Origin of the sequence: Pseudomonas sp. RIT-PI-r (genome assembly GCF_001297015.1) — a bacterium.
In the GTDB taxonomy this organism is placed as follows: Bacteria; Pseudomonadota; Gammaproteobacteria; order Pseudomonadales; family Pseudomonadaceae; genus Aquipseudomonas.
Map to the genome: position 1 here is coordinate 1 of NZ_LIGE01000045.1, position 16,489 is coordinate 16,489.

A 16,489-nucleotide genomic window follows, 5' to 3' on the forward strand; every position below is an offset into this window, starting at 1 on the left:
CCTCAGCTCGATGGGCGGAGGCGGCTACAACGAACTGCGCATCGAAGACAAAAAAGGTCAGGAACAGATCTACCTGCACGCCCAGCGCGACTGGGACGAAAACATCGAGCACGACCAGAAAATCCGCATCGGCAACGAACGCCACGACACCGTCGAAAAGAACAGTTACAGCGAATTCAAAGCCGAAGAACACCATACCGTCTACGAAGACCGCAAAGTCGAAGCCCGCGCCAACGACCACCTCACCGTGGGCGTGAACCAACACATCAAAATCGGCACCGGTCAGTTCATCGACGCTGGCCAGGAAATTCATCTCAGCAGCGGCATGAAAGTGGTGATGGAAGCCGGCGCAGAGCTGACCCTGATCGGCGGCGGCAGCTTCATCAAGATCGACGCCGGCGGCGTGACCATGAGCGGCCCGGTGATCAACATGAACTCCGGCGGCAGCCCAGGGAGCGGCACTGGCGCCGCCCCGCTGATACCCGGAATCCTGAAACAGGCCGACGCCGACAAGGCCGGCCAGGTCCTGACCCCGGCCCAGATCAACACCCTCAAACGTAACGCGCCGTTCTGCGAAGAATGCGAAAAATGCAAGGCAGGTGCCTGTGCCATCTGATCGAATTACGCCCAAGGATTGGCTGGCGCAACAGCCGTTGCAGACTGGCGAGCGTTTGTATCTGGTCATTAGCGCAGCAAGCGATTCCGACGCGCTGAAAAACCTCTACCTCACCGAACCCTCCGCCCAGCTCCTGCCGATCTGGGGCGGCACGCCCTACTCCACCTGGCAACCGGTGATGCCCTACGTCACCGAGCTCAAAGCCAATTCCGCGTTCCTGCCGTGGATCGCTGAAACCGACGCCCTCGACTGGGGTTGGCTGGCGGTATCGCGTTCGGAGCCGAACGAAGTGTTCGAGCATCTGCGCAGCCTGACTCAGGTGAAGATGCCGGATGGGACCGAGGTGTTTTTCCGATTTTGGGATGGGCGGCATATCTACCCGATTCTGCATGGGCTTGGGGAGAAGGCCGGGGAAGTACTGCCGATGTTTGAGCGGTATCTGATTAATGGGCAGTCGCTGGAGGTTGGGACGCGGGTTGTGCCGAAGGTGAAGGATTGGCCGTGGTGGGAGGTGCCGAAGCCGTTACTGGACGGCTTGGCCAAGGAAAATCCGACGACGCTGATCAGCAACTTGATGCAGTGGCTGGAAGAAGACCGACCGGACATTTACACCGCTTGGCCCGAGAACAACCTGAAGCTGAAAGTCAGCCGTTTCGTGCGCCGTCCGGACGCACCGAAAAACCTTAAAGAAGCACTGTTAAATCACCTGATTCTGGAGCAAGGCTGATGGATCGCGTTGCCTTTGTTGACAACCAACTGAACACCTTCAAGGACAGTCTGAAGCTGTATCAGGAACAAACCAAAACCTGGTACGCGCGCGTCGCCGACAAGGCCAGTCGGGCCGCTGATATGCCTTCCCTGCTGGGCATGGAGCGAGTAATCAAGGTTGGTGACTCGAGCAAAGCGGTGAGCATGACCGACGGCAATTTCACTTCGAACGTGGCGCAGTGCCCGCTCAAGGGGCCGTTGCTGATCGAAAGTAAATTCGAGTCGGTTTACGACATTCCGGTAGGCGATATCGAAGTCGAAATTGTCGCCGTGGAAGGTGGTGCAGTCAGCAAGGTCAAACTCGACGCACAAGGCAAAGCCGCCTGGACAGGTGGTATTCCCGGCAAGTTCTACAAGATTCGCGTTCATAACGAAGTGACGCCGGCGCAGATCGATGCGCTGTTCAGCTCCTACAGCGGCGTGACAGCTGACCTGGAAGGTTTTCTGCGCAAGGAGTGGGCAGGTTTCAAACCGCAATGGTCGAACCTTTCCACCTCGGGCACTGCAATGGCGATTGGTACCGGCATTCTTGAAGGTGGCTGGGAGGCCATCAAGGGTGTGTGGGATGGCATCAATCAGGTGCTCGACATCCTGCAGGATCCGGGCAAGTTCGCGAAGGATCTTGGCGCGGGTGCGGATGAACTGATCAAAGTTGCCAAAAGCTCGCCGGACATCATGAAAAAGGCCATGTTGCTGGCCAGCGACGAAGCTGCTTTGTTCCTGTTGGTACGCAGCGCCGTGATCTGGCTGGCGGGCTTGCCGCCGATGAAGATGGCGGGCGACATAGCGAAAACCACCACGGCAATGGTCGTTGGTATCGCCATCGACATTGTGATCGGCGTAGTACTGACCATCGCTGCTGAAGGCACCGGCGTTATCTACCTGATCGCCCGCTTGAAGAAGTACGGTGAGCTTGTCCTCAACGCCGTCATCGGTTTTGTGAAGTCGCTGTTCAAGATCATCAATGGCTTTATGGAGTACGTCGCGAAATACACTGCTGTTGCGGCGCGTGGTGTGACGGCCAAGGTGAGAAATGGCATTTCCGAGTTGCGGTTTGATGGGAAGAAAAACGCGAAACTCGCGGATGGCAAAATAGCTGACGATGCTTCCAAGCAGGCGAAGACACCGGCCGACAAAAGTGCAGAACCTGCCGCCGAGACTTGCACTAACGGATGCCCGGTTTCGATGGTGACCGGCGAAGAGCTGTTGACGCTGACCGACGGTCAACTCGACGGGCTACTGCCGTTTGAGTGGACGCGTCTCTACAGAACCAGTGCCGTGGAAATTGATTGCGGTCTGGGTTATGGCTGGAGCCATGCACTGGCTCATCGCATTGACATCAATGGCGATGAAGTCATCTGGACTGACCACGAAAACCGCGCAACGCCGTTCCCGCTCCCGAGTGAACAACGTCCAGCGATCACTAACAGCCTTTCAAAAGCTGCCATTTTCCTCGGTGACGATCCATCGGAACTAATTCTAGCGCAAGCCGGCAAGCGTCCGTCGTTCTATCACTTCCGTTTCAACAGCAAAGGCACCACCCTAATCGCCATCAGCGACAGCTATGGCAATCGACTGCACGTCACACGCGATATCCATGGTCGTATCAAACGCCTCGACAACGGCGCCGGTCGCGCCCTGCTTCTACGTTACGACCGCAAACACATTGTTGCGGTCGACTATCAGCAGTTCCTGCCCGCAGACAATCTGGAAGACGCCTGGAATACAGTGCAGACGCTGGTGACCTACAGCTACGACGCCCAGCATCGTCTGATCGAAGCAAAGAACGCAGCCGGCGAAGCCGAGCGCTATCGCTACAACGAACAGCACGTCATTCTCGAGCGGCAACTGGCGGGCGGCGCTGCGTTCTACTGGGAGTGGGAGAACGAGGGGAAGCTGTCTCGCTGCATCTGTCACTGGGCCAACTTCTCGCAGATGGAAGCGCACTACGCCTGGGATGACAAAGGCAGCGTGACTGTCACCAACGCCGACGGCAGCGAAGAGGTGTACACCCACGATGATCAGGCGCGACTGATCAGCAAGGTCGACCCGGACGGTGCCGAGCATCTCAAGGCCTACAACGACAAAGGCCAATTGATAGCGGAAAAGGATCCGTTGGGCGCCGTCACCGAGTACCGCTACGACGACAACGGCTTGATGACAGCCGTCATCCCGCCGGAAGACCAAGCCACCACCTATGAATACATCAACGGTTTCGTCAGCGATGTGCATCGCGGCAAAGCCAGTTGGAAGTATCAACGCAACCGTCAGGGCGATATCACCCAACAAATCGACCCGGACGGCAATGCCACGCTATACAGCTACGACGGCCAGGGGCGTCTGCTGGAGATTCGCCACCCGGACGGCAGCCGTCATCAACTCGGCTGGAACAATCTCGGCCAGTTGCTGGAAGAACGCCTGCCCGATGGCGGCCAGCGCAAATATCGCTACGACGCACTGGGTCGGCAGATCACCCGCCAGGAAGAATCCGGCGCCATTACCCAATATCAATGGGACGCAGCCAATCGTCTTGCCCAAGTCACGCTACCGGGCGGTGCAACCCGTGCGTTTACCTATAACGCTTACGGTAATGTCACCGCTGAACGCGATGAACTCGGCCGCATCACTCGGTACGAATATGCCGAAAATCTGCATCTGGTCAGTCGCCGCATCAATCCCGACGGCAGCCAACTTCGCTATCGCTACGACAACTCGCGTTTGCTGCTGACTGAAATCGAAAACGAGCGCGGCGAGCAATATCACCTCGATTACTACGCCAACGGCCTGATCCAGCAGGAAACCGGTTTCGACGGTCGTCGTACGGCTTACGAGTATGACCTCAACGGCCAACTGCTGAAGAAAACCGAGTTCGGCGACGATGGCAGCGAACTGGTCACTGAGTATCAGCGCGATGCTGCTGGTCGGCTGCTGGTGAAAACCCTGGCCGATGGCGAAGAAATCCACTACAGCTACGACGCCCTCGGTCGCCTAGTAAACGTCGACGACGGCCACTGGCCGCTCGCCTACAAATACGACCTGCAAGACCGCCTCATCGAAGAACACCAAGGTTGGGGCACCCTGCGCTACGAGTACGATAGCGTTGGTCAGCTCAAACACTGCCGCCTCCCTGACGGCAGCAAACTCGATTACCGTCACCAACCGGGCGGGCAACTGAGCAACATCGACCTCAATGGCTCGCGCCTGACCTCTCATCAGTTCAGCGCCGGTCGCGAACAACAGCGTCAGCAAGGTCTGCTGCTCAGCCAATATCAATACGACGAACAAGGTCGCCTGCAAGCACACAGCGTCAGCCAACGGGACAAAAACCTGTTCCAGCGCCGTTATAACTACGACGCCAATGGCAATCTCGCGGGCATCGATGACAGCCGCAAAGGCAACCGCAGCTATCACTACGACCCGCTCGACCGACTGATCAGCGTGCGCGGTGCTACTCCGGAAAGCTTCGCTCACGATCCGGCGGGCAACTTGCTTGGCCAAAGCAATGAAGGCACCGCCAACCTCGCCAACGTCAAAGGCAACCGCCTGCTGATGCAGGGTGATCGTCACTACGAGTACGACGCGTACGGCAACCTGAGTCGCGAACGCCGTGGCACAGGACAGAAACTCGTCACCGAGTATCGTTACGACTGCCAGCACCGCTTGATCGGCGTTAGCCTGCCGGGTGGCAGCACTGCAACCTACAATTACGATGCCTTCGGTCGACGTATCGAAAAAACCGTCGACGGCCACATCACCGAATTCCTTTGGCAAGGCGAGCGCTTGATCGCTGAAAGCGCCGAGAACCGCTACCGCAGTTACATCTATGAACCGGGCAGCTTCCGTCCGTTGGCCATGCTCGACGGCGAAGGCCCACGTAAAGCCACCCCGTTTTACTACCAACTCGACCACCTCGGCACACCGCAGGAACTCACCGACTACAGCGGCGAGATCATGTGGTCGGCGAAGTACCGAGCCTACGGCAACCTCGTAGCGCTGGACGTCAACGAAATCGATAACCCGTTGCGGTTCCAGGGTCAGTATTTCGATGCGGAGACGGGGTTACATTACAACCGCCACCGCTACTACAATCCGGGAACTGGACGGTTTTTGACGCCGGATCCGATCAAGCTTGCGGGTGGGTTGAATAGCTACCAGTACGTGCCTAACCCTACGGGGTGGGTGGATCCGCTTGGTCTAAACACTTGCCCTGGTGGGGATAAATGCATTCCTGGCCAAGGTGCCGAGCCTCCAGAGCAAAAAGCCAAGGTTAGCGATGGATCCCCGCCTCCTCCAGACGTTCAATGGACAAACCATGGAAATAAACATGTGGCCCCTAAGGCTCCTTGGCCTTCTGTCGTAAAATCCACTGCCAATGGAGGTGCAGCGAAATATGTGCCGGGCACAGATATAGAAGCATTAGAACGGCACGCGTTTGCAAACGGACAAGATGTCAATAATGGAAAACCATGGAAAGTCATTGATATGGGAAAAACTATCGGTGCTAACGACGGAAAAGAAACCCGGTACATGAGGGTGGAATTGAGTGCGAACACCATACATGGACATCCGATATCTGAAGAAGCCTTCAAAAAACTAACCAAGAAGAAAAAATAATCGATGAACATTGATAAAATAATAACGCTCGGCGGAACAATTACTTTCGATGATCTCTCCACATTAGTTGGAAGCGACATCAAACTTATTACCGACGATTTAAAAGAAGATCTATTACAGGCATCACTGCCACTCGAACAAATAATTGATATTGGATGGTACCCAGAATTCAGCGAAAATGGCTCCTTTAGAATCTCGCTAATTTCAGATCAAAACTGGGAGTCGCCCACGCACAGCGAAAGCGCGAAAACTTGGACTGAACTTGAAAGAGCGTTAGATCACACTCTGAATAAAATAAAAAAACCTTAATATTTACGCAGGCGTAAAATAGATCTTTCGTAAAAAACACCACTCCCGAAAACTTTAGGCCTATTTACCGCTTATCATTACAATAATAAAAATTATAAAAGTTCAACTGAAAATGAGACAGTTTCATTTGCTGCACTCAAGAGAAACCAGCCCTTTTTTTAGAAAATAAATTTGTCCCCTTTCTTCGCACTACCAGTGGGATGCTGCTAACCGTCTGGCACAGATCACCCTGCCCGGCGGCGCTACCCGTGCCTTCACCTACAACCCATACGGCCGCGTCACTGCTGAAAGCGACGAACTGGGGCGCATCACTCGCTATGAGTACGCCGACAATCTCCATCTGGTCAGCCGTCGTATCAATCCAGACGGCAGCCAACTGCGCTATCGCTACGACAACGCACGCCTGCTGCTCACCGATATCGAAAACGAACGCGGCGAACATTATCAACTCGATTACTACTCAAATGGGCTGATCCAGCAGGAAACCGGTTTTGACGGGCGTCGTACCGCTTACGAGTACGACCTCAACGGCAAACTGTTGAAGAAAACCGAGTTTGGTGACGACGGCAGTGAGCTGGTGACCGAGTACCAGCGCGACGCCTCTGGTCGCCTGCTGGTCAAAACCCTGCCCGACGGCGAGGAAATTCACTACAGCTACGATGCACTTGGCCGTCTGGTCAATGTGGACGATGGTCATTGGCCGCTTGCTTATGAATATGATGTGCAGGATCGACTGATCACCGAGCATCAGGGCTGGGGCACCACGCGTTACGAATACGACAGCGTCGGCCAACTCAATCACTGCCGCCTGCCGGATGGCAGCACACTCGATTACCGCCACTTGTCCGGCGGTCGGCTGAGCAGCATCGACCTCAACGGGTCGCGCCTGACTACGCACCAGTTCGACGCTGGCCGTGAACAGCAGCGCCAACAAGGCGTGCTGCTCAGCCAATATCAGTACGACGAACAGGGAAGGCTTCAAGCGCACACCGTAGGTCAGCAGAATCGCAATCTGTTCCAGCGCCGCTACGCCTACGATGCAAACGGCAACCTGGCCGGCATCGATGACAGCCGCAAAGGAAACCGCAGCTACCACTATGATCCACTGGATCGTCTGGTCAGCGTTCGCGGCGCCACCCCCGAAACCTTCGCTCATGACCCGGCCGGCAACTTGCTCGGCCAAAGCGATCTGCCAACTGCGAACCTCGCCAACGTCAAAGGTAATCGCCTGCTTATGCAAGGCGACCGGCATTACGACTACGACGCCTACGGCAACCTTAGTCGCGAACGCCGTGGTACCGGACAGCAACTGGTCACCGAATACCGCTACGACTGCCAGCATCGCTTGATTGGCGTCTCGCTGCCCGGTGGCAGCACCGCAAGCTACAAGTACGACGCCTTTGGTCGTCGCATTGAGAAGACCGTCGATGGTCAGACCACAGAGTTTCTCTGGCAAGGTGAACGCCTGATCGCCGAAAGTGCCGAGAATAGCTATCGCACCTACATCTACGAGCCTGGCAGCTTCCGCCCATTGGCCATGCTCGACGGCGAAGGCCCCGTCAAGGCAACCCCGTACTATTTCCAACTTGACCACCTCGGCACACCTCAAGAACTCACCGACTACAGCGGCGAAATCATGTGGTCGGCGAAATACCGTGCCTATGGCAATCTGGCCACCTTGGACATCGCCGAAATCGACAACCCTCTGCGCTTCCAAGGTCAGTATTTCGATGCCGAGACGGGATTACATTACAACCGGCACCGCTACTACAATCCCAGCACCGGACGGTTTTTGACACCGGATCCGATCAAGCTTGCGGGTGGTTTGAACAACTATCAGTATGTGCCTAACCCTACGGGGTGGGTGGACCCGTTGGGGCTGGATAACTGTCCGGGGGGACCAGGATGCGAAATTCCTCCATCCGTAGAAGATCCCGTTACGAAAGCCAAAGTCGATACAGGAGAACCCGCCGCTCCCACTTCTACGGGCTATGGCCCTAATGATCCAGCAGTAAGGATTGAAGGTGAATGGTCTACAAATGACCTGAAACAAGCACTGCTTGGCCACCCGCCGAGAGGACTTGGAAGTCCTGACCTTCATCACGCGGATCAAATGCCTGGATCAGCAATCCATGAAATATTGCCAGCGGAGCATCGCGGTAACAAAGCACTTCACCCTAATAAGTTCAATCAGGGTGTAACTCTAGAAATGAGGCAGCAGGATCGAAATCTTCACTGGTGGTATCGTGCGAGAGAACAAGGCGCAGATGAAAAGCTGCCAGAATGGATTTATGACAATCAAGGTCGCAAAAAATGAATTTTTCCGAATTTGAAGAACTTGTAAACGAAAAAAAAATGGCCAACCCAGTATGGTTTGGCTTGGAGCCAGACAGCCTAGCAAGCGAAGACAGTGTGATTTTCGCTCAAAATACACTGAACGCAACGCTGCCTATTGAATACGTACAGTTTGCGAAGCGATTTGGCGGCGGATATTTCGCATTCGGAATCGTCTACTCTCTGGATGAAAACAGCAACTTCAATATTTTAGAGATAAATAAATCCGAATCAACAACCAGAGGAACCCATATACTATTTTCCGAAAATGGAACTGGTGATTTTTATGGATTTGAAATTAAAGATAGCCAATGCCTTCCAGAGGTATATTTTTTCGATCACGAAACTGAAAAATGGCAAAAAACAAAGTACGAAAACATGCTCAGCTTCCTTGCTGAAACCGCACTATCCAACTAAAAAATCAACTAAAATCGCAAGCAGCATCAATGCTTTATTTTAAATCATGATTAAAACAATTAAGGAAAAAGGAAAAAGGGGACGGAGTCTGAGAAATCCCCGATTTTTCTTACAGTAAATCAAGAAGTTAGGAATTGAAGTGGCCTGCATGGGTCGGCAGCTTGTATTGCACCACACAAAAACAAGATCCCGATCCCATGCAGGCCATCCGATTCTTACACAGCGCGCTCGCCCAAGCACTTCCCACTGTCCATTTTCGTCGTCTGAAAACAGACGATGTGTTGTGTCAGCGCATTACTCCAAGGACGTCGGCTCACTCTGACGGGGCTTGGTCGATTCATGTCAGGCAAGGCCTACCCCAAACACGCCATCAAACGAGTCGATCGGTTGCTGGGTAGTCGGCATCTGCAAACTGAGCGTTCGCTGTTTTACTGGGTCATGTTGCTAGCCTTGCTGGGGTCGCTGAGACATCCGTTGATCCTAGTCGATTGGTCACTGATCAATGCGGCTGGAGAGTTCTTTTTGTTGCGTGCAGCCATTCCTCTGGCAGGACGTTCGTTCCCGATTTACGAGAGCGTTCATGAGCGCGAAGGTTGTCCGAAATATCAAAAACGGCTGCTGCAAACGTTGGCCGAAATGCTCCCCAAAGACTGCATTCCGGTCCTTGTAGCTGATGCAGGTTTTCGCCGGCCATGGATCAATGCCGTCGAGGCGCAAGGCTGGTATTACGTGGGTCGAGTGCGTAACCGGGACCTCTACCGCAACGACGCACGAATTTGGCTGCCGGTTAAAAACCTCTACGCCTTGGCGTCGTCCTCACCAAAATCACTGGGTCGGATCGAGATGACCCAAAGCACTCCGCACTTCATCCATTTGTACTATGAATCTATCCCCTTTTCTCCTTGAGCAAGCAGAACCATGCATAAATACCAAGACTTGATAACGAAACTCGATAACTCCGACGAAGAAACATTTTGGCTCGGACCCGCCACTGCCGAGCAAATTAAAAAACTCGAGAACATTCTAGGCATAAAGCTGCCTGAAGATTTCGTTGACTTCTTGAGTGTATGCGGTGGTGGTGCAGCAGACTTAGAAATATGCGGAATTGAGAATAATGATGCAACTCTAGATAACGGCGGAACTGTAAATTACAGCACCATGTACTGCCGTTCAGAGTTCGAATTACCTAGTCATTTTGCCGTCATTTATTTAAAAGACGACGAAGTTTGCTGGGCAATTGATTGCGGCCCCACGAAAAATGGACAGGTCATTAGCTACGATCTATTTAAGCGCAAACCGTCTAAGAAAATAGCGGAAAACTTCTATTCATTCTTTGAGGAATACGTCAAACTCAGAACTTAACTTTCAACCGTGAGTTATCTAGTAAGCAGTCGAGGCATTCCACATTATATATTCTAGATGCGTGAGGTACCCATTGCAATTTCCGATGTAAAATTTATGAATCCTGCTGGTCAGCACCAGACAAAAGGGGACAAATTTATTTTCGACACACTGAAAATAAATCTGTCCCCTTTTCTGCTTGCCCCCTTTTCCACTCAAATAAATCCGTCCCCTTTTCTCGTAAAGAGGATGGTACGATCACGCTAATACCACCTGGAGAATTTCCATGATATTTAAATCAGCCGGCACAGAAGTCAATCTAAACACGGTCACTTACAGGAGCCTTGGCTTCGGTGAGAAATCAATTCTCGAAACAAAAAAATACGAAATGACGATAAACAACGATGAGTTCCCGGAAAACTTCATCAACCATGCAAACTCATTTATTGTCGAATGCAAAATTGATGACTCTGAGCAAGGCTACGCTGACATTCCCGAACTAAAAAAAATAGGTTATCCAACCTTTAATGAAATTTTAAACGACCATCACAATTTGGCTGCCAGCCTTATAAAAGATTATCTTTACTTCGAGCTTTTTTACTTCTTATTCCCCAACTCAAGAGAGCTTAAGGTGGTTATTAACAGCATCGAAGACATAAAATCAGATGGAAGATCAATTACAATCACGGGCGACACGTATCCAGTTCAGAAAATTTAGAAAATCAAATCTACAACTCAAAGGAGAAAAACTACAATTGCAATGACAAAAAAAACAGAAAAGGGGACAGATTTATTTTCTACAAACTGAAAATAAATCTGTCCCCTTTTCTGCTGAGCAGATCTATGAGCTACGGACCGCGATTGCTGAAGTGAAATTTGTGAACCCTACTGGTCATCATGGGGGCAAAGGGTCCACAAAAGTACATAATGAAATACTTAAAATAATTGACAATTCGAAAGATTACGGCGAGTTCCGACAGGGCCTCAATGAGTGGGCGGGTCGGAGGTTAGAAGGTGGAGTTGACTCTCTCCCATCCGGCCTTAAAAATTGAGGAGAAAAAGATGAGTAATAAAAAAACAGTATCAATTTGGACTGCAAACGCCGACTGGCAGCAATCCACTCTTCGGGAAATAGTGACGCCTGCCTATTCTGACGATGGAGAATCTCTAGGATCGGAGTTCAGCAATGCATTTTCTCTGGGCTTTATTGACGACGACTTTATTGAAGCTGATTTCGTAGAGCCAACTAAAAATTTGGAAAAAGCAATCGAGGATTTTTCTTATGACTCCGATATCATCGCTGAAATAAAAAGAAAAACCTCTCTACTTCACCTGAAAAAAATAAACACTGTTATTGCAATTTACAATTGTGCTTATAAAGGAAAAACCACAACTTCCATATTACGAGGCATCGAATTTACATATCGAGGTCAGTTTAAATATCAAGATTAGGACACATGAGACGCAACCGATAAAGATTGAAATTTTTACTTTCCTAAGTGCCCATCGGATGACCTTTACCCTTCAACCTTAAATGCTCGTGACTAGCCTCGTCGATGTCAAAGACAAGCACCCGACGACACCCTTCCTATATGGGTAATTGCACCGTAACGAGGGACAAACCACGTTTTCTTTTTCTGAAGGTAATCTAGAAAATATGGCGATGGCGGAGCACAACAACTCCATCTAGATGGGCAAAAAGTAAACTTCGACAAACTCGACGTACTTCCGGAAAAAAATGAGAACTTTTTATGTGATTGCTAGTAAGGATATGGAGCCAAACCTCCCGCATAGCTCAAACTGGCCAAAGCTTATAGGCTACTCCTTCGCAGATAACTATTTTTACTTATCCGAAGGCAAAGGCCACGGCTTTGCCGCGAACGACATGCCTGAATCGAAGGCTAAAAGACCAGAATGGCTTGAAATATTTACAGCTTTAGACGCGACTTGGTTCCTCAACATGATTGACAACACTAACTTCACCAGCGAAACGGATTTCCGTGAAAAATTAACAGCACACATTGGCAACGTAGATATAATATTATTTTGACCAACTCGAGTTCGGTATTACACCAGCAGGCAGAAGACAAAAAGAGAACAGATTTATTTTCTACTAACTGAAAATAAATCTGTCCTCTTTTCTCTAGTTAACGTGGTCTGCCCCTGAATAATATTGAGACTCGTTGAAAACCTCATAACTGGAAAAAGCCGCAATGACGACCACTTTTGAAACAGCTTTAGAACTTCATGAAACATCTGACTTCTTTAAAGGCAATGGAAAATATTTTGCTCGCGGCTCTGACTGGGGAGATCATCTTTTCATTAGCAACTGGCAGGAAATGTGCGGAGTTTTAAAACACAAAAAAGCAGCACGACACCTGCTGACAACTATATTTCAAAATTATGCAGAACACTTAAAAGAAGATTATTCAGATGCGGAAGGATTGCTTTCAAACATAAGCGCTTACTACACACTTAAAAGCAAAATCGAATTTCTGTCAGACAATAATTACGACTTGGTTGAGAGCCTTGACGAAAACAGCAAAAAAACCATAGGGAAATTATTCCGCCTTCTTAGACAGCATTACGACATAAAAAACGAACTCTTGCCAAAATACAAATTCAATGATGAGATCAAGCGATTAAAACTCAAAGGCTGTCTAATTGACCTCGAACACCTTTGAGCAGTATTTAATGCGACTACCTCACACCACCGCACGATCAATACTTGACCAGTCCTCATGAATAAACATCAGATCACTTTAGCCAATGGATGGACAGCAACCTTTGATAACAACGGTGAATTCCGTATGGGAGCCGAAGGTTGGAGCTTGTCTTTGCAAGGGCCGGACGGCAGGAATATTCATTACTTCGCGGATCAGATCATTCTGGTCAACGATGACGACGGCACCCAGGCAAATTCATGCCTGCGTCTATCTACTGATGGTGTTTACGGTTATTTGAGTACAGCCGTTGATAGCTGCTGGGTGATCGATTTTTCGCGATGCATGATCGCTCCCCATCGGGTAAGCATCTATCACTACCATGACGCCTACGATGAAAGCGTCGCAGCTTACGAGCAGCCGGCCTTCAAACGCGCGAGGCAATACATCAGCGTTGTTGGAAAGTACATTTATCTGACCTTCCCTCTAACCAAAGATGAGGACTTTCCCAAGGTATGGGAGGAGTACCTCTCGATACGCAGACGCCAGCTGGATGAGTTGTATTTCAGAAACTGATCGAAGGGCGCCATCGTCAGCGAAGTGCTTTCACGTGCCCTACCCGATCAACTCATCTGCCACGTCATACTTAACCACCACCCGATTCCGATACAATCTCACCCTCTCCACCAATTCCCCAACCTGCCCCTTCTCCCGCACCTCCCGCCAAATCTCATTCTCCCGATACACCCGCGCCCCCTCCCGCACAAACCGGTGCGCCTCTTGAAACACGTGATAGCGATACTCCCTCACCCGATCACACAACAACTCCCCTTCGAGTTGCGTCTCGCCGACGTTCAACTTCAGCTGAAAGCTCCGATCCGTCGGGTTATGCAGCACCAGATCAACGTAGTTGTAGAAAATCGCCGCCCCGGACCCGAACGGCAGCACCCGCCCTTCATCCGGAAACGGGTCGAAGCTGTGGTTGGAACGCTCGACCACCACCAGCGGTGAATGAATCGCCATCCAGTGGATCAGGTTGCTCAGTTGGCAAATTCCACCGCCTACCCCGCGTCGAGCTTCGCCGAAAGACAGTTCCATGCCTTCAACGTAGCCGCGCTTCAAAGTCGGGCGGCCGACGAGGCGGCAGAAGGAGAAGTGTTCGCCGGGGGCGATGATGACGCCGTCGATCGCGGCGACGGCGAGTTTCAGGTTGATGACTTTGTTGTGTTGCAGGGCGAGGTCGGAGTCGCCGAGTTTGCGGATGAGTTTCGAGGTGTGTTTGAGGTAGCGATATGGCAGGCGCTCGGCCGTGGCGACGCGGCGAGCGTAGCGTTTGCCGGAGCAGCGCCAGGCAATCTGGCGGAACAGTCTTTTTTGCCACACGCGCAGCCAATACAAGGCCGGGTGGTAGAGGGAGAGTGGTTTCATCCGTGACACAACGGCGATTGCCGTTTCTTCCTTGAACCGTGATAGGGCACGCATTTTATCCGTTAATGGTTGGCAGCACCGCATGCATTTCATAAACCAGCGGTCTCAATTCGACACACTCTGCCGGTTACCCAATCTGCAAATTAAGGTTCGCCTAAGGTTGTCTCGCTAAGATCGCGGCCACGAAACCCTGTCGCCCTTGAATCGCAGATGAGCCCTTCTGTCATGAATGCCTTTAATTTGCCCACCCCACCGCAGGCCAATTTCAGTCTGGTCCTGGTCAACTACAAAACCCTGGACTTGACCCGCATGTGCCTGGAGCTTCTGCGCGAGCACGTCACGGAACAGCAGATTCCCGTGTGGGTAGTGGACAACGATTCGGCGGATGCCAGTCTCGATTACTTGCGTTCTCTGGACTGGATCAACTTGATCGAGCGGCCTTCGCCGGGTAAAGAGGCCGGACATATTGCCCATGGCAAAGCACTGGATCTGGTGCTGGACAAAGTTGCCACTGACTACCTGTTTCTACTGCACACCGACACTTTCGTTTACGACAAGGAAGTGTTTTCGATGATGATGCGCGAGTGTACAAAAACGCCGGACATCGCCGCCGTCGGTTGTGTCGAGCAAATCAATCGCGGGATGTTGCGCGATACCTGGCGTCTAACTTCGCGTTTCTGCAAACACTATGTTCGACGGGCGAAAACGCAATTGGGGCTGAAAACCAAAGAGCCAAAACCGTATAGAGAGACTCACCTGAAGAGTTTCTGCACTCTGTGGAATGCACGGTTGATGAAGTCCCAGGGGCTGCACTTCTGCATGGATGATCGGGTACCGGGTTATACGCTGCAGGATCGGATGTCGGCTCTGGGCTACGGCATCAAATTCCTGTCACCTCGGAAGATTTTCCATTATCTGGATCACATCCAGTCCGGAACCGTTGCGGCAGCAGGCACTTACGGCAAGGATCACCGCCGCACGAAGATGTATCAGGCGTCGCTTAAGCGCTTTCAGGGACAGCGAGCGTAGGCCGGGATGCTTAAAATCGGCACAAACAAAAAGGGCGACTCTAGAGTCGCCCTTTTTGTTTGCAGAATTTGTATACAACCACTTTCTGAAGGTGTTCGCCCAGTGTAATGGCCTGGCAATCCATGCACCGGTAAAGAGCCCTGACACTGGGCGAACGGAGGGGATTTTAATAGAAGTTGGCGCTTATGTCGTCATTGATAAAGATGAAATTTATGTACTAGAAAGTTAAAAAGTGTGTATCGCCGATATTTACCGAGAAACTTCCGACAACACACTTTTATATGATTGTTCTCATACCTAAACCTGTACAAGAACAATCACTCTGTAGAGTTAATGCTCAACTTTCGTGTTGACTGGTCACTTTTAAGATATCGGTGTAAGTGACGATGACGCTCTGCCCTTCTTTCAAATCTTTCAGTTTGGCTTGAATTTCAGGCTTTTTCACGTCGAGGACTTTCGATACGCCCGCCGGGTTTTGCAGGGTCACCTGATTTGTCTTCAAATCAATTTTGGTGATTTTCAATTGCACCTGAACCTGACGGTACGCTTCACCACCGGGGTTATCACTGCCCGGGGCCTTACGCAGCTCACCGGTACGTTCGGTGGTGCCAGGCAGACCTTTATCCACATCGGTGTCGAGGTAGGCGGCGACGGAACGCTGCACTTCGATGTTGACCTGATCGCCGGCCTTGAGATTGGCGAGGTTTTTCGCCTTGTCGCTGAGCTGAACATGAACCGGCTTGCCTTCGGCGCCTTCGAGCACAACCTGATGGTTAGCGGCATCGACGGAGATCACTTTGGTGGTGACCTGATCTGCTTCAACAGTGGCAGACAGCGGAATATCGGCAGCCAGGGCGCCGAAGCTGGTGGCGGACAGTACGGTTGCGAGGGTGATGGCCTTGGCCAGTGCGTTGAGCTTCATAAGCAATACTTTCCCTGTGATGAATGGCAGCGCCCGGCGCCGAATTGG

At 51.5% G+C, this 16,489-nt stretch carries 14 protein-coding genes and 2 pseudogenes; 14 read left to right on the forward strand and 2 right to left on the reverse strand.

Features of this window, described 5'->3' with window-relative positions; genetic code table 11:
* The 13 genes and pseudogenes from AK821_RS26560 to AK821_RS26620 form a co-directional block, all read left to right on the forward strand.
* Nucleotides 1-616: bacteriophage T4 gp5 trimerisation domain-containing protein (locus AK821_RS26560; RefSeq protein ID WP_442965599.1), on the forward strand; the 616-nt coding region annotated here is incomplete at its 5' end.
* Nucleotides 606-1,343, forward strand: coding sequence for a DUF4123 domain-containing protein (locus AK821_RS26565; protein WP_064392900.1), 738 nt, complete (start codon nucleotides 606-608; stop codon nucleotides 1,341-1,343). The genes AK821_RS26560 and AK821_RS26565, both read left to right, overlap by 11 nt.
* Nucleotides 1,343-5,998 (forward strand): RHS repeat-associated core domain-containing protein, encoded by a 4,656-nt coding sequence (locus AK821_RS26570; RefSeq protein WP_064392901.1) that lies wholly within the window; start codon nucleotides 1,343-1,345, stop codon nucleotides 5,996-5,998. The genes AK821_RS26565 and AK821_RS26570 overlap by 1 nt, the downstream gene beginning before the upstream one ends.
* 3 nt (nucleotides 5,999-6,001) lie before the next feature.
* On the forward strand, nucleotides 6,002-6,307 hold the full coding sequence (locus AK821_RS26575; RefSeq protein ID WP_034152547.1) for a hypothetical protein: 306 nt from the start codon (nucleotides 6,002-6,004) through the stop codon (nucleotides 6,305-6,307).
* Between the two features lie 184 nt (nucleotides 6,308-6,491).
* A pseudogene (locus tag AK821_RS26580) lies at nucleotides 6,492-8,204 on the forward strand (RHS repeat-associated core domain-containing protein); the annotation flags it as partial.
* 416 nt (nucleotides 8,205-8,620) lie between these two features.
* Nucleotides 8,621-9,058 (forward strand): SMI1/KNR4 family protein, encoded by a 438-nt coding sequence (locus AK821_RS26585; protein WP_064392902.1) that lies wholly within the window; start codon nucleotides 8,621-8,623, stop codon nucleotides 9,056-9,058.
* A 197-nt stretch (nucleotides 9,059-9,255) separates the two neighbouring features.
* Nucleotides 9,256-9,919, forward strand: a pseudogene (locus AK821_RS26590) (IS4 family transposase); the annotation flags it as partial.
* 57 nt (nucleotides 9,920-9,976) lie between these two features.
* Nucleotides 9,977-10,420: an SMI1/KNR4 family protein gene (locus tag AK821_RS26595; RefSeq protein ID WP_064392903.1), complete on the forward strand. Its 444-nt coding sequence runs from the start codon at nucleotides 9,977-9,979 to the stop codon at nucleotides 10,418-10,420.
* Between the two features lie 265 nt (nucleotides 10,421-10,685).
* Nucleotides 10,686-11,117: a hypothetical protein gene (locus tag AK821_RS26600; protein ID WP_064392904.1), complete on the forward strand. Its 432-nt coding sequence runs from the start codon at nucleotides 10,686-10,688 to the stop codon at nucleotides 11,115-11,117.
* Between the two features lie 296 nt (nucleotides 11,118-11,413).
* The gene (locus AK821_RS26605; RefSeq protein ID WP_236708343.1) at nucleotides 11,414-11,851 is read left to right on the forward strand and encodes an immunity 22 family protein; all 438 of its coding nucleotides are present in this window, start codon (nucleotides 11,414-11,416) and stop codon (nucleotides 11,849-11,851) included.
* Between the two features lie 286 nt (nucleotides 11,852-12,137).
* Nucleotides 12,138-12,449 carry a hypothetical protein gene (locus AK821_RS26610; protein WP_064392905.1) on the forward strand — a complete coding sequence of 104 codons (312 nt, stop codon included), beginning with the start codon at nucleotides 12,138-12,140 and terminating at the stop codon, nucleotides 12,447-12,449.
* A 163-nt stretch (nucleotides 12,450-12,612) separates the two neighbouring features.
* Nucleotides 12,613-13,083 carry a hypothetical protein gene (locus AK821_RS26615; protein WP_064392906.1) on the forward strand — a complete coding sequence of 157 codons (471 nt, stop codon included), beginning with the start codon at nucleotides 12,613-12,615 and terminating at the stop codon, nucleotides 13,081-13,083.
* A gap of 57 nt (nucleotides 13,084-13,140) precedes the next feature.
* Nucleotides 13,141-13,638 carry a hypothetical protein gene (locus AK821_RS26620; protein WP_064392907.1) on the forward strand — a complete coding sequence of 166 codons (498 nt, stop codon included), beginning with the start codon at nucleotides 13,141-13,143 and terminating at the stop codon, nucleotides 13,636-13,638.
* 39 nt (nucleotides 13,639-13,677) lie between these two features.
* Here the strand turns inward: AK821_RS26620 and AK821_RS26625 are convergent, their stop codons facing one another.
* The gene (locus tag AK821_RS26625; protein ID WP_064392908.1) at nucleotides 13,678-14,490 is read right to left on the reverse strand and encodes a VanW family protein; all 813 of its coding nucleotides are present in this window, start codon (nucleotides 14,488-14,490) and stop codon (nucleotides 13,678-13,680) included.
* A gap of 225 nt (nucleotides 14,491-14,715) precedes the next feature.
* Here AK821_RS26625 and AK821_RS26630 point away from each other — a divergent pair, with 225 nt between their 5' ends.
* Complete coding sequence (locus AK821_RS26630; protein WP_064392909.1) at nucleotides 14,716-15,519, forward strand: glycosyltransferase; 804 nt, start codon at nucleotides 14,716-14,718, stop codon at nucleotides 15,517-15,519.
* A gap of 337 nt (nucleotides 15,520-15,856) precedes the next feature.
* Here the strand turns inward: AK821_RS26630 and AK821_RS26635 are convergent, their stop codons facing one another.
* Nucleotides 15,857-16,441, reverse strand: coding sequence for a hypothetical protein (locus AK821_RS26635; protein ID WP_064392910.1), 585 nt, complete (start codon nucleotides 16,439-16,441; stop codon nucleotides 15,857-15,859).
* Between the last annotated feature and the right edge of the window lie 48 nt (nucleotides 16,442-16,489).

Coding starts and splice junctions, on each gene's coding strand:
- AK821_RS26630 (WP_064392909.1), top strand. CDS start 14,716: ATGAATGCCTTTAATTTGCCCACCCCACCGCAGGCCAATTTCAGTCTG.
- AK821_RS26600 (WP_064392904.1), top strand. CDS start 10,686: ATGATATTTAAATCAGCCGGCACAGAAGTCAATCTAAACACGGTCACT.
- AK821_RS26570 (WP_064392901.1), top strand. CDS start 1,343: ATGGATCGCGTTGCCTTTGTTGACAACCAACTGAACACCTTCAAGGAC.
- AK821_RS26615 (WP_064392906.1), top strand. CDS start 12,613: ATGACGACCACTTTTGAAACAGCTTTAGAACTTCATGAAACATCTGAC.
- AK821_RS26585 (WP_064392902.1), top strand. CDS start 8,621: ATGAATTTTTCCGAATTTGAAGAACTTGTAAACGAAAAAAAAATGGCC.
- AK821_RS26575 (WP_034152547.1), top strand. CDS start 6,002: ATGAACATTGATAAAATAATAACGCTCGGCGGAACAATTACTTTCGAT.
- AK821_RS26610 (WP_064392905.1), top strand. CDS start 12,138: ATGAGAACTTTTTATGTGATTGCTAGTAAGGATATGGAGCCAAACCTC.
- AK821_RS26635 (WP_064392910.1), bottom strand. CDS start 16,441: ATGAAGCTCAACGCACTGGCCAAGGCCATCACCCTCGCAACCGTACTG.
- AK821_RS26620 (WP_064392907.1), top strand. CDS start 13,141: ATGAATAAACATCAGATCACTTTAGCCAATGGATGGACAGCAACCTTT.
- AK821_RS26595 (WP_064392903.1), top strand. CDS start 9,977: ATGCATAAATACCAAGACTTGATAACGAAACTCGATAACTCCGACGAA.
- AK821_RS26625 (WP_064392908.1), bottom strand. CDS start 14,490: ATGAAACCACTCTCCCTCTACCACCCGGCCTTGTATTGGCTGCGCGTG.